This window comes from Streptomyces sp. NPDC059477 (genome assembly GCF_042749375.1).
GTDB lineage: Bacteria > Actinomycetota > Actinomycetes > Streptomycetales > Streptomycetaceae > Streptomyces.
On record NZ_JBHYUG010000048.1, the window covers coordinates 1 to 12,488 of the forward strand.

8 protein-coding genes and 2 pseudogenes are annotated in these 12,488 nt (G+C 68.9%); 4 read left to right on the forward strand and 6 right to left on the reverse strand.

Annotation, left to right across the window (positions count from 1 at the left end; genetic code table 11):
• Positions 1 to 559: 559 nt before the first annotated feature.
• Positions 560 to 1,486, reverse strand: a complete 927-nt coding sequence (locus ACFXAZ_RS23230; RefSeq protein WP_384594399.1) for a hypothetical protein — start codon at positions 1,484 to 1,486, stop codon at positions 560 to 562.
• A gap of 177 nt (positions 1,487 to 1,663) precedes the next feature.
• Between ACFXAZ_RS23230 and ACFXAZ_RS23235 the strand changes: the two genes are divergently transcribed.
• Positions 1,664 to 2,362, forward strand: coding sequence for a hypothetical protein (locus ACFXAZ_RS23235; protein ID WP_384594558.1), 699 nt, complete (start codon positions 1,664 to 1,666; stop codon positions 2,360 to 2,362).
• A 310-nt stretch (positions 2,363 to 2,672) separates the two neighbouring features.
• Here the strand turns inward: ACFXAZ_RS23235 and ACFXAZ_RS23240 are convergent, their stop codons facing one another.
• From ACFXAZ_RS23240 to ACFXAZ_RS23250, 3 genes are all read right to left on the reverse strand, one after another.
• Positions 2,673 to 3,770, reverse strand: a complete 1,098-nt coding sequence (locus tag ACFXAZ_RS23240) for a hypothetical protein (RefSeq protein ID WP_384594402.1) — start codon at positions 3,768 to 3,770, stop codon at positions 2,673 to 2,675.
• Positions 3,771 to 3,905: 135 nt separating this feature from the next.
• A complete protein-coding gene (locus ACFXAZ_RS23245) occupies positions 3,906 to 4,241 on the reverse strand; it encodes a helix-turn-helix domain-containing protein (protein WP_384594405.1) in 336 nt (111 codons plus the stop codon).
• The gene (locus ACFXAZ_RS23250) at positions 4,238 to 4,594 is read right to left on the reverse strand and encodes a tyrosine-type recombinase/integrase (RefSeq protein ID WP_384594561.1); all 357 of its coding nucleotides are present in this window, start codon (positions 4,592 to 4,594) and stop codon (positions 4,238 to 4,240) included. Before ACFXAZ_RS23250 ends, ACFXAZ_RS23245 begins: the two co-directional genes overlap by 4 nt.
• Before the next feature lie 1,187 nt (positions 4,595 to 5,781).
• Here ACFXAZ_RS23250 and ACFXAZ_RS23255 point away from each other — a divergent pair.
• Positions 5,782 to 6,772: pseudogene (locus tag ACFXAZ_RS23255) on the forward strand (tyrosine-type recombinase/integrase).
• Positions 6,773 to 6,873: 101 nt separating this feature from the next.
• Here the strand turns inward: ACFXAZ_RS23255 and ACFXAZ_RS23260 are convergent.
• Positions 6,874 to 7,635 (reverse strand): SDR family oxidoreductase, encoded by a 762-nt coding sequence (locus ACFXAZ_RS23260; RefSeq protein ID WP_384594408.1) that lies wholly within the window; start codon positions 7,633 to 7,635, stop codon positions 6,874 to 6,876.
• A 188-nt stretch (positions 7,636 to 7,823) separates the two neighbouring features.
• Here ACFXAZ_RS23260 and ACFXAZ_RS23265 point away from each other — a divergent pair, with 188 nt between their 5' ends.
• Entirely contained in the window at positions 7,824 to 8,696 is an 873-nt protein-coding gene (locus ACFXAZ_RS23265; protein ID WP_384594411.1) for a helix-turn-helix transcriptional regulator, read from the forward strand.
• Between the two features lie 105 nt (positions 8,697 to 8,801).
• Here the strand turns inward: ACFXAZ_RS23265 and ACFXAZ_RS23270 are convergent.
• Positions 8,802 to 10,438: pseudogene (locus ACFXAZ_RS23270) on the reverse strand (Tn3 family transposase); the annotation flags it as partial.
• A gap of 544 nt (positions 10,439 to 10,982) precedes the next feature.
• Here ACFXAZ_RS23270 and ACFXAZ_RS23275 point away from each other — a divergent pair.
• Positions 10,983 to 12,356: a glutamate decarboxylase gene (locus ACFXAZ_RS23275; RefSeq protein WP_384594414.1), complete on the forward strand. Its 1,374-nt coding sequence runs from the start codon at positions 10,983 to 10,985 to the stop codon at positions 12,354 to 12,356.
• Positions 12,357 to 12,488: the final 132 nt, after the last annotated feature.

Genomic DNA, 12,488 nt, shown 5'->3' on the forward strand with positions numbered 1-12,488 from the left:
GAGTCCTCGAAGTCCTGGGAGTCGTCGAAGGGGAAGCGCTCGCGCACGGCGGCGTTCTCCGCGGCGATGCGGGGTTCAGCGGCCTTGGCGGCCTCGGCGGCCTCAGCGGCCCTGGCGGTCTCGGTGGACTCGGTGGCCCTGGCGGTCTCGGTGGACTCGGCCATCGTGGTCTCTCTCCCGTCGCAGGCCGTGGGGTCCTCCCCCCTCCGTGGCCACTGCCACGTTTCCGCAGGAGCAAGGAGCCGGCCAGCGCCGTGAACCGTCCGGGGGACGGAGCCGAAGCTCAAGCCGAAGCCGTCAAGTATGCGGCAGCAGGTGGTCCGTCATTCGGCGATGCCAGACGCGGTCGCTGGGGCTGCGTACAAGAAGCCCATTGGGCGTCGCCGGCGCTTGGGTGCGATTCCGGGAATACGGGTCTTCAGGATGCCGACCTGGCCGCCCTGTCCACCGTGGATCGGTTGTTGCCGCTTTGGGCACGGTACGCGGCGCCGTGGCGATCGAGATGCGTGGTTCATTGGGCCACCTGGGTGCAGGCTCGGGGAAACCGGTGTGCGGGTGGTCAAAGAACGCGATAGCGGTGTCGTACGGCGAGTCCGGTTGGTCGACGGCGAGACGGCGAACAGCGGGGGGGCGACGGCCGCCGGGGTGAGACGGGCGGTGGACGCGTACGCGCGGCGGGCGTGTTCGGCATGGAAGGCGTCATCGCCCGCGAGCGCACGGCCAGGGCGACGGCCTCGGCCGCGGTGGTGAAGCACAGGGCGGGGTCGATGTGCTCGGCGAACCAGCCCATGCGCGGGGCGATCACCGGCAGGCCCATGCCCTGGCAGTCGACCACACTCATGGACCAGGGGCAGGCCGGCCGGAACGGGGCGATCCCGAAACGGGAACCGGCCAGCAACTGCCGGTAGCGGACCCGGTCGCCTCGGTCCGAGACGACCTGCACGTGCGGCAGGGCAGCGAGCGCCTTACGCATCCGCTCCGGACTGTCATCGGGTCCGGTGCGCCCCGCCCGCCGCTGGCCGAACAGGTCCATCACGCGCACCCGCACCGTCCCGGAGACGGTCAGCTCCCTGGCCAGGTCCACGAATCGGGCAGTGCCGTAGCGCGCGTACAGGCGGTGGTGGCAGACCCCGATCGGCGCCGCACCCGGACGATCCCCGACCAAAGCGGTGGCGCCCGAGCTGGCGGGGTCGCGGACGATGCGGCAGCAGTCGCACGGCGGAGGCACCACCCGCATCCGGCCGGTGAGGTCGACGCCCGCCCCGGTGACGGCAGCCCACACCCAGGACGCCGCCGTATCGGAGTGCACCAGCACCCGGTCACACGCCGACAGACCGGCGGCGAACGCCAGCAGCACACTGCGCCCGAGCCCCGCGTCGTCGAGCGACGGGTCCGGCAGGAGCCCGCCGTCGCTGCCGGGCTGGAAGGGCAGGTAGTGGCAGTACCCGGCCAGCAGCGCACCGGACCCGGCCTCCAGCAGGGCCACGCGCACCGGACTGGCCGCGTCACCGCCAACCGCCCCCTGACCGCCGCCCTCACCGTCGCCGAAGCCGGGGGTTGATACTGGTGGGCTCGCGTATTCAACCGTCGCGAGTCGGCCCACCTGACTCCGGCACTGTTACTGAGCGTGACAGCCCTGGGGGAGATTCTGGGTGTCAGGGGCATCCGGTTGGATGAGCACGTGACTGTCTATGACGTAGCTCGCCAGTTCCCTTCGATCGCTGACCTGCGGAACCTGTGCCGCTCACTGGCGATGCTCGACGCGATCCTGAGCCCGGACTGGGAAGGCCGGTACTACTCCTTCAACGCCGGCTGGGCCGACAACGAGGAGATGGCCTCGATGCGCAACGGGTCGGGGGACGAGTACTCCATCGTGTTCTCCGCGGCCGGGGCCTACGTCCGTGGCTTTGACCACGAAGCACCGATGAGCCCGTACGGCAACGATGGCGAGCCCTGGCCGGGAGTGATCGACGAGGTTCCGGGGGTCTTCAAGCCCTTCGTCGAAGAGCCGGCGTTCACCGACGAGGATGACGTCCCCGTCGTGACGGCCTGCCTGTGGCGGGAGGCAACGGATGATCGGTGGCGGCACGGCGTGATCGACTTCCCCGCCGGGAGTTCCGACCCCGACGGGGCAACGGGCCTGTTCGAGCTCCTGGTCGACCGCTCGCCGGAGGCGTTCCAACGCTTCGCCGAGGACTGCTACGAGGTTCCCGTGGACCTGGAATCGGTGCGCGACGTGTATGCCTTGCGGCCGCTGAGCCAGAAGCTCGTGTCATCGCTGAACGCGGAGGTCACCCTCGCAGACCTAGCCGAGGACCTCGCCGAGATCGGCTACCCGCAGCCGACGCGGGACGTGATCTGAGCTTCAGCCGTGGGCGATTGGAGAGGGAGTCCAGCCGGATGGTGACCGGGTGTGGTCGCCTGCGGCGTATCGGCTCCAGGTCCCGCCGTTCTCTCTGAGGAGGCGGCTGGCGGTCTTGTCGTGGTAGCCGAGGGCGTCCGCGACGACGGGGGCGGGCAATTCGAGGAGTTGCTGTCGGACAGCGGCGCCGCGGGCAGCGGCGACCGGGATGCCGATCTCGCCCAGGAGTGAGGACAGGTGGTCGGGACGGGCTGGCTGGCCGGCTCGGCGGCCGGGGAAGAGCCAGCGGGACGCCTGATTGGTGCGGTGTTCATGTTGCCGCGGTCGGCGATATACGCCGGCAGCAGGGCTGCCGCTGGTGCGGGGAGGGAGAGGCAGGCTCCCCGAGCCGCAGAAGCGTGGTCCCTCCGTCGTGGAACACGTCGTCGACCGTCAGCCGGACGATCCGGGTGAGGGGTTGCGCGTAGAGGAGGACGATGACGCTGGCGACGCGGAGGCGCATCGGTGCGTCTGTGTCGGTCAGCAGCCGGCCGAGTGCGGCCAGGCGTTCGTCCTCGCTCAGGACGGGCCGCCGGGAGATCCTCTGTGCGGGGATGAGGAGGGAGCGTGGGCACCGGCGGCTCTGCATGGCCCAGTTGAGGAAGGGCCTCAGGGAGGTGCGGCCGCGTTCGATGTTCTCGGTGAACCAGGCGTCGATGTCGAGCTGGCCCAGGGACGCGAGGGTACTGTTCCGGGCGCTGAGCCAATGCGGGAAGGCCGTCGCGCAGGTGATCTGCTCGGCTGCGAAACCGCGGACGCTCGGTGTGATCCGACTGCGATCGGCTCGTTCCCGCAGGTGGGGAAGGACACGCCAGGTCGCGAAGAGCTTGATCGTCTTCAGGTGCTCGGGTTCTGCGATGCCGGCCAGGTGGCTGGGCAGCCATCGTTGGAAGGAGCAGATGTACTTGTCGACAGCGGGCAGGACTCCGCTGGCCATCAGGAGTTCTTCCAGATGGGCCGCTGCCCGCCAGGGCTGGAGTTCATGGAAGGCTTCGTGGGTCAGGGGGATCTGTCCGAGCCCGAGCCGCCGCAGTAGCTGCGAGGCGTTTCCCGGTTGGCCTCGGCGCATCGCTAGCCAAGCCAGGCCGCTTCTGGGCTCGTCCATCGCCACCAGCACGTCGAGCAAGGGCGTGAGCGTCGGGCGGACTCGGCCGGTACCGTCCTCCAGGAGGGCGGTCAGCCGGTCGGTGAGCGTGCAGCGTTCGCAGAGCCGGCCGCCGAGGAGTTTGCCTTCGAAGCCGCAGCGCGAGCAGTCGAAGGTCTGGGAGAAGCCGGCACAGGTCGTGCAGACCGCGGCGCCGTCGGCGGGGTGACGTCCGGGAAGGGCCCGGTCCTGGCCGCATCCGGGGCACGTTCCTCGCGTTCGCACCGCGCGGTCCGAGCAGGTCCGGCAGACGTAGCCGTCCGGCCAGGTGCCGGACTTGTGCCTGCGGCGGCCGGCCGCAACGGCAGCACTCGGCCATGAACCAGCGTTCGTACTGCTCGTCGGTGGCGTAGGGGCGGCTCATGCGTCGGGCAGGATGCGGGCCGCGCGGGGCCGGAGCTTCGCGACGTTGGAGGGCGGGGTGGGTAGGTCGCCGGTGGCGGTCTTGCGGACGCCGGCGTTCTCGGCGGTGGTGGTCACCAGGTCGGCCGGGGTGCAGGAGAGGATGTCGCAGAACGCGGACAGGACCTGCAGCGACAGCCTCTCCGGTGTGCCGGAGACCAGGCGGTGGACCTGGGAGGCGGACAGGTCGATGCCGCGTTCGCGCAGCAGCGGGACCAGTTCGGTCGCGGTGAAGATGTGGCGCTGGGCCATCAGCTCACGCAGCCGCCAGGTGTAGCCGACCTTGCGCTTCATGCCTGCTTTCCGTTCTGGGCCTGGAGGGCGGCGACGGTGGCGTCCAGGTGCCGGCGCAGGGTGCGGGTGCGGAAGTCCGAGGAGACGCAGGTGTAGATGGACGTGGTGCTGGCGTGCTCGTGGCCGACCTGTTCCTGGACGAAGCGAGGGTCCCAGCCGTCCTCGATGAGGTGGGTGACACGTAGGACCTTCGGAAGGAGTGGTAGTCCAGCCCGTCGTCCAGGCCCAGGGCCTTGCGGTAGGCGATGAAGCGGGAGTTGATGCGCTGGCAGCCGATCCGCATCCCGCGCTCGGACGGCCAGGCCGCGGGGTTGCCGTCGGTGCCCAGAAGCGGGCGGACCTCGGTGAACCACTCGTCCAGGACGTCGGGGGTCCAGCCGAAGACGGTCAGCACGCCGCGGCGCTTGGGCGGTGAGCCCTTCTTGGCCTTGCCGAACCGGACCTGGCAGTGGCCGAACTCGCCGTACTCGGCGCCGTGCGGGTTGCGGCCGAAGTCGGCGGCGTCGAGCATCCGCGTCTCGTTGCGCCGCAGCCCGTAGGCGTAGGCGGTCTTGAACAGGGTGGCGTCACGGAACGCCGGCAGCCAGCCCTTGCGGCCGAAGGCCCTGATCCGGGCGACCTCGTCGTCGCAGTGCTCGAAGAACGCGTGCAGCTCGGCCTTGGTGAAAGCCCGCTTCTTCGCGTCGGCCTCGTTGTCCTGGACGTGCACCACAGTGTTCCACTCGTGCACGACCTGGACTGGGTGGGTGCCGAACCGCTCCTCGCACGTGGCCGCCCAGTCGTAGAGCGGGTCAGTGACGAAGTGGCAGAAAGCCCGGACTGCCTCCGAGTAGGACCGGATCGTGGAACGGCGCAGGTCCCGCAGCGAGCGTAGGTCGCCGAGCCACTCGTCGACCATCGCCGGCGTCCAGTGCCACGGGTAGGTGTTCACATAGGCGGCGAACGCCTTGACCGTGTTCTCCCGGCCCTCAACCGTCGTCCGGGCCAGGTTCCGCGCGAGCTGCTGGTTGGCGAACCCGGTCAGCATCGCAGTGAAGACCTGTTCCTCCGGCCGCAGCAGCGCGACTCCGTCCACCAGGTGCAGACGTGCCGCACCTGGGATCGACCCGTTGAACCCCACCGGTCCACCACCCTCCGTCACTCGCGTCGTATGCGAGAAAACCGCATCTGATGCGAGTCGACGGACAAACAGCAGCTCAGTCAGCCGGACGAGTGACACCAGCTGGCGTCGCCTTCACGTCCGTCGCTACCGTCGGCACCAGCAGGCAGGACCAACTTCCATGGTCAGCACGCTGGCGGGCGCCATTGGCTACGACGATTCGCGAACCATCGCGAGTTCGCATCAGATGCAATTGACGGCACTTGGAACATCCATGTCAGATCGTGCGCTAAGCGTTCGTCGGCTCTGGTGGGAGGCTGACGGGGCGTCGGCGGCCGGAGGGTTCTGAAGTCGTCCCACAGATAACACTCGAATATCTGCGGTGGCTTGGTTTGTCACCTGCGGTGACGTTCTCCGGCCGCCGCGTGAAGCGGCCCTGTTATGTGCGGCAAGGGGGAAGCGGTGCCCACCATCGTGCAGTTGCCGGCTGGAAAGGCGTTGACCGTCCGAGCGGCGGCGGACGTGTTCCTCGACTCGCTCGGCAACCCGAACACGGTCCGGAACTACGGGATCGGGGTGGGCAAGACCGTCGAGCGGATCGGCGAGGGCCGGCCGCTGGCCTCGGTAGCGGACGATGAAATCGGCGAAGCCCTCGAACTGCTCTGGGGCACCGCAGCGGTCAACACCTGGAACTCCCGCCGGGCGGGGGTGCTGGCCCGGCTGGTGCCGGGATCGCGGCTACCAAGGGCCGATGGTCCCGGCCTGGGCGAAGCGGCTGACGGTGCCGGACTCCGAGACCCCCGCCCGCTCAAAGATGGCCATTGACCGGCTGATCGCGTGGCGCGAGGTGCACCTGCGGGAGAAGACGCTGTGGCGGATGCTCTACGAGACCGCCGGACGGGCGGAGGAGATCCTCGGCGTCAACATCGAGGAACTGGACCTCGCCGCGCGCCGCTGCCAGGTCAAGGCCAAGGGCGCCCGGAGCAAGGCCCGCCGCCTGGGCCAGGCGAGCGAGGACTACGTGCTGGAGACCGTCTACTGGGATGCCGGCACCGCCCGGCTGCTGCCCCGGCTCCTCAAGGGACGAACCCGCGGGCCGGTGTTCGTCACCCATCGCCGCCCGGGGCCGGGCAAGGTCGTCAGCCCCCGCGACGTCTGCCCGGACACCGGCCTGGCGCGCCTGTCGTACGGGCAGGCCCGCGCGCTGCTGGACGAGCACACCGCCCCGCGCGGCCTGGGAACGGGCTGGGACCTGCACGAGTACCGCCACTCTGCCCTGACCCACCTCGGCGAGCAGGGCGCCTCGCTGCTGATGCTGATGGCGAAGTCCCGGCACAAGAAGCCGGAGAACGTCCGCCGCTACTTCAAGCCCTCCCCGGAGGCGATCGCCGAACTCACCAGCCTGCTCGCCCTTGGAGATGCCCGCCGCTGAAACTGTCGCCGCCGGCCAGGCTGGGCCGCGCGGGCGGGGCCGTTCGGGTGGCGGGGTTCGGGCGATGAGCGATGAGGCCGCCGAGCGGGAGGGGAAGAGTGTCAGCCTTGGCGGCTGGGGAGCATGGCCAGCGCCTGGGATCGCTGTGCGACGAGGTCGTCGTAGGTGCCGTCGCGCTCGGCCCAGCGGTGCACGAGGACGCCCCTCACGAGGATCTCGTGGGGGGTGGGGTCCTGCGAGAGCAGGTGCATGACCTCGGTGGCGAAGTCGTCGAGCGGCAGCGCGTGCGGGTTCACCTTTTCCTGTCCTGCCGTGGCGACGGCCGGGGGGACGAGCTCGACGACGCCGACACCGGTGCCGTCGAGCTGCGCGCGTAGTGCCTCGGAGTAGGCGTGCACCGCGGCCTTCGAGGCGGCGTAGCTGGGCATGGGCGGGAACGGCAGGAAGGCGATGCCGGAGGTGACGGTGATGAAGGTGCCAGTGCCCCGTTGGACCAGGTGCGGGGTGAAGGCATCGATGACCCGGATGGTGCCGAGCAGGTTGGTGTCGATCGTCGTTGCTGTCGCCTCGAAGTGCGCGGGGTCGCGCAGGTCCTCCAGGAGCATGACGCCCGACATCGTCACCACGGTGTCGAGCTCGGGGTACCGGGCGAGCACGGCGTCACGGGCAGATGCGACGGAAACACTGTCGGTGACATCGATGCTGATCGTGCCGAAGCCTTCTTCAGCGAGTTCCGAGAGTGCCTCCGGGCTACGGCCGCCAACGGCCACGGTGCTGCCCGCCACAGCGAACCGCCGGGCCAACTCCCGCCCGATACCCGAGGTTCCGCCGACGATGAGAACGGTGCGGTTGGAGAGATCCACGAGGTCTTCCTTCAGTCCAGGGCGCCGTCGGCGTTCAGGCCGGCGGCGCAGACAGTGATGCTCTCTGTCTCTTTCAAAACAGTGCTATCGCAGTCTTGACGGCATCCGCCGGCTGTGGCAGGGCCCCCGTCTTCCCTGGTCCTGCCAGGGCCCCCTCTGGAAGACGCGCACCGCATTACGGTGTCGGTATGAAGGATGAGGAATCCGGCAACCGGCTCGGCAGCTACCTTCGTGCCCGGCGTGAGCTGGTCTCCCCGGCACAGGCAGGACTCCCGCCGGGGGGCAACCGCCGCGTGCCCGGCCTGCGCCGTGAGGAAGTCGCCCTGCTCGCCGGAATCAGTCCCGACTACTACCTTCGGCTGGAACGGGGCCGTGACAAGAACCCCTCACCGCAGGTCCTCGAATCACTCGCGCGGGTCCTGCAGCTCGACGACGTCGAGCGGACGTATCTGCTCGGCCTCGCGGCGGCACGCCCCAGGGAGCCACGGCGCAAGCGGCCCGAGCACGTACCGGCGCGGGTGCACGAGCTGCTCGCCCACCTTCAGATCCCCGCGTTCGTCGAAGGGCGCGCGTTCGATGTCCTGGCCTCCAACCCTATGGCGGTGGCGCTCTCCCCCCGCCTGCGGCCCGGCCAGAACCGGCTTCGTTCTCTCCTCCTTGATCCTGAGGAACAAGCCTTCCACCAGGACTGGACGAAAGCCACCGCCGATTTCATCGCCGCCCTTCGCACCACCATCGGGGACGACACCGACAACCCCCGGTTCGTCGAACTTGTCGGAGAACTCGCACTGTCCAGTCAGCGGTTCCGTACCCTGTGGGCCCGCCACGACGTCCGCAGCCTCGACGGAGGCACGACCACCGTCCACCACCCTGTTGTCGGTGAACTACGCCTCCACCGCGACAAACTCGCCATCGGCGACGTCATCCTCGTCGTCTACTACCCCGACAAGGACAGCGACAGCGACGAGAAACTGCGGCTCCTCGCCGCACTCTCGCACACCGAGTCAGCCGGTACAGCACACGACAGACCGGCGGACGCCCCGCCCTCAAAGACACCCTGACGAGCACGCGCCGCCCCACCGTCGCAACCAGAACGCCCGCACCATGCCGCACATCCGGACGTACCTCCATGGTCCACCCGTCCGGCGGTGCGGGCCAGGACCCGGTCATTCCTCGTCGGTGACGTCCGGGTCGCGCAGCGGGCGCAGGCCACCGGGCAGGTCGGGAAGCTGGAAGGAGTACCGGCCGAGCATGCTGATGTGATGCCTGACGAACGGCGAGAGGCGAGCCACGTCCTCGTCACGGACGTCGAAGCCATCCGCGCGCAGCTGATTCGCCGCGGCGTCCATGTACCGCGTATTGAAGAGCACGAGGGCGTTGAGGACCAGGCCCAGGGCGCCGAGCTGGTCCTCCGTGCCGTCCTGGTAGCGCTTGTACAGCTGCCCCTGCTTCCCATGGAAGATCTTCCGGGCCAGCGCGTGGCGGCCCTCCTGGAGGTTGGCCTGCATCTTGATCTGGCGGCGGTAGGCGGGCTCGTCGGCCAGGCGCAGGATGTGCAGGGTCTTGGCGATCCGCCCGTAGTGGGCGATCGCGTCGCCGAGCGGCGTGGGGCGGCCATCGCGGGACAGCGTCCGAATCACGTCGTACGCACGCACGGCCCCGGTGTGGATGGAGCCGATGATCCGAAGGATGTCCTCCCAGTGCCGTTCGATCCGGGCGAGGTCGACCCGGCCGCGGGCCGCGTCATGGAAGGCGCCGTAGTCGGCGGCGCGGTCGATGCGCCACATCTTCTGGTCCGGCAGGTCCGCGAGCTGCGGCGCGTACGCGAACCCCGCTGAGGTGAGCAGCCCGAAGACGATGTCGCTGTAAGAGGCGGTGTCGGTGACGATCATCTCGGGGCGCTTGCCGCCGTCGCGGTCGTAGAGGACGTCCAGTACGTACAGCGAGTCGCGCGGAGTGCCGGCCACCACCTTCCCGCCCAGCCCCGCCGCCTGGTCGTTGATCATGTTCAACCAGGTGGCACCGCCCCGGCGCCCGAAGTACTTCGGTTCGGCCGGGCGCACACCGACGGCACGGGGACAATGAACCGCATGCCGTCCACCGAGGCGACCAGGCCGCCGCCCCACGCCTGCGCGAGCGGGACGGACGCCTGGTAGTCGATCAGCGTGGCGTTCGCGGCCCGGTACGTCGCCAGCCGCAGATACGTCTGGTCGACATGGGACAGGCGCCCGTACTTCAGCGCGTCCGCGGCCCCGATGACCGGGGTGTAGCCGACGTTGCAGCTGTGCGCGACCAAGAGCGCGGCGATCGTCACGTGCAGATCCTTCAGTCGGGCCTCGCCGCCGGTGACCGAGGTGAACGCCTGGTCAGCGCCGGTCCACGAGAACACCTCCAGCAGGGCCTCCGGCAGGTCGACCCGGGGCAACATCGCCTCCACTGCCTCGCGCAGCTGGCGCAGGGAAGCGGGTTCGGGCTCCGGTTCCAGGGCGGCGAAGTGCAGGCGGCCGTCGTCGTCGAACACGATCTGGGAGTTCACCGGCACCCGCGCGGTGACCTCGCGGTAGGTGCCGTCCAGCAGCGCGGCCCGCGCCGCCAGGTGCTCACCCGCCCCGGCGGGCAGACCGAGCGACGCCAGCACGGTGGGCCTGGCCTGCTCCCACGCGTCCCCGTCCAGCAGCTTCGCGCGGAGGTCGCCCCACTTGGAGGAGTTCTTCGCGAACACCTGCTTGCTCCGCAGCATCCGGTGCAGATGCTCCAGCACGCACAACGCGTACGCCTTCCAGTCGACCGTGCCCGGCTCCAGGACGCTCAGGGCCCGGCGGGCCACCGAAAGTGTCTTTCCCTCAGCGATCTTGCGGAGGCAGCAGTTCTGTCCGCGTCGGCCGTCACGGATCCGGCAGACGGCCATGGTGTGCGGAACCGAGCTCAACGAGTGGCTGCCACCGATGCTGAGGCGGTGACGGACGTTGTTGTCGCTGGAGGTGTCCAGGGGTGCCCCCGCCCGTTTCCACTCCTGTGGACAAGACGACGACCGGGCGGGCAGGTCCCCACGCCGCTCCTGATCACCCCGGGTCGGTGGTGAGCACGATGAACGCGACGACGCGGCCGTCCCTGGACCGCGGACCACCCCCGCGCAGGGTCTGTGCGGGTGGTGCCGATACTCGCGTGTGCCGTTCGGACAGTCCGGAGGGCGGAGGCGGTCCGTCACATCGCGCCCGGCCGGCTGTGCGCCGTCCAGGTGGTGTGTGAGGCCGGGCGCCTTCGTTCGGGTGCCACGGGATGCGGGAGAGGCGTTCGGGCGGCAAGCCTGAAAGCGTCTTCTAGCGTCGGCGATTGTGGAGAGGTTGATGTCGTCGGACCCTGTGGTATCGGTGAATCCTCTGTTCGCGCGTCCTGGCGAGACCAGGTCGGTGGAGCGGTACAGGATGCCGGTGGATTCCATGCTGCCGGAGACGGCGTATCAGATCGTGCATGACGAGATCATGCTCGACGGCAACGCGAGGCTGAATCTGGCGACATTCGTAGGCACGTGGATGGACGAGTACGCGGCACGGCTGTACGTGGACGCGTTCGACAAGAACATCATCGACAAGGACGAGTATCCGCAGACAGCGATGGTAGAGGACCGATGCTGGAAGATGCTCGCGGAGTTGTGGCACGCTCCGGAGCCTCAGCAGACGATCGGCACCTCCACCGTCGGTTCCTCCGAAGCCTGCATGCTGGCGGGTCTCGCACTCAAACGGCGCTGGCAGCACGCCCGGCGTACCGCAGGGAAGTCCGCTGAGCGGCCCAACCTGGTCATGAGTTCCGCGGTCCAGGTGGTGTGGGAGAAGTTCTGCAACTACTGGGACGTCGAGGGCCGGTACGTTCCGATCAGCGAGGAGCACAAGACCCTCGACGGTCATGATCTGGCTTCCTATGTGGATGAGAACACGATCGGTGTCGTTGCTGTCCTGGGCGTCACCTACACCGGGATGTACGAACCCGTGAAGGAGATCGCGGCTGCTCTGGACCGGGTGCAGCAGGAGAGCGGGCTGGATGTTCCTGTGCACGTGGATGGGGCGTCCGGGGCGATGATCGCTCCGTTCCTGCAGCCGGACCTTGAGTGGGATTTTCAACTGGAACGGGTCCATTCGATCAACACCTCGGGCCACAAATACGGTCTCGTGTACCCGGGTCTGGGCTGGGTGGTGTGGCGGTCCGCGGATCTGCTGCCCGAGGACCTGGTCTTCAAGGTCAGCTACCTCGGCGGTGACATGCCGACCTTCGCTCTGAACTTCTCCCGGCCCGGCGCACAGGTCCTTTTGCAGTACTACCAGTTCCTGCGACTGGGCCGGACGGGATACCGCGAGGTGCAGGCGGCGTCACAAAGTGCCGCGATGTACCTCGCGCAGGAGATCGGCGGGATGGACGCGTTCGAACTGTGGAACGACGGCTCTGACATCCCCGTGTTCGCCTGGCGGCTCGCTCCCGGGCACACCATCAGATGGACACTGTACGACCTGTCCGACCGCCTGCGCCTGAAGGGCTGGCAGGTACCTGCGTACCCGATGCCGGACAGCCTCGCGGACATAACCGTCCAGCGGATCGTCGTGCGCAACGGACTCGGCATGGACCTGGCCCGCGCCCTGCTGGACGACATCCGTGAAGCGGTGGACTACCTCGACCGGCTCCAGAGTCCGCTGCCGTCCGAAGGGCAGACATCGGGCTTCCACCACTGACTCCCGGGAACCGGACCCCGTCAGCCACGGTGACCCGGCCCCAGCGCAGACCCCGGGCGGGCTTCCCTCCCTGCCAGATGACCGAATTTCGCCTCGAAAGCCCCCATGGCTTGAGCGGTCAGTACCCCACAG

Excerpts from the sequence above, each read along its gene's own strand:
- ACFXAZ_RS23275 (WP_384594414.1), top strand. The coding sequence starts at position 10,983 with ATGTCGTCGGACCCTGTGGTATCGGTGAATCCTCTGTTCGCGCGTCCT.
- ACFXAZ_RS23265 (WP_384594411.1), top strand. The coding sequence starts at position 7,824 with ATGAAGGATGAGGAATCCGGCAACCGGCTCGGCAGCTACCTTCGTGCC.
- ACFXAZ_RS23245 (WP_384594405.1), bottom strand. The coding sequence starts at position 4,241 with ATGAAGCGCAAGGTCGGCTACACCTGGCGGCTGCGTGAGCTGATGGCC.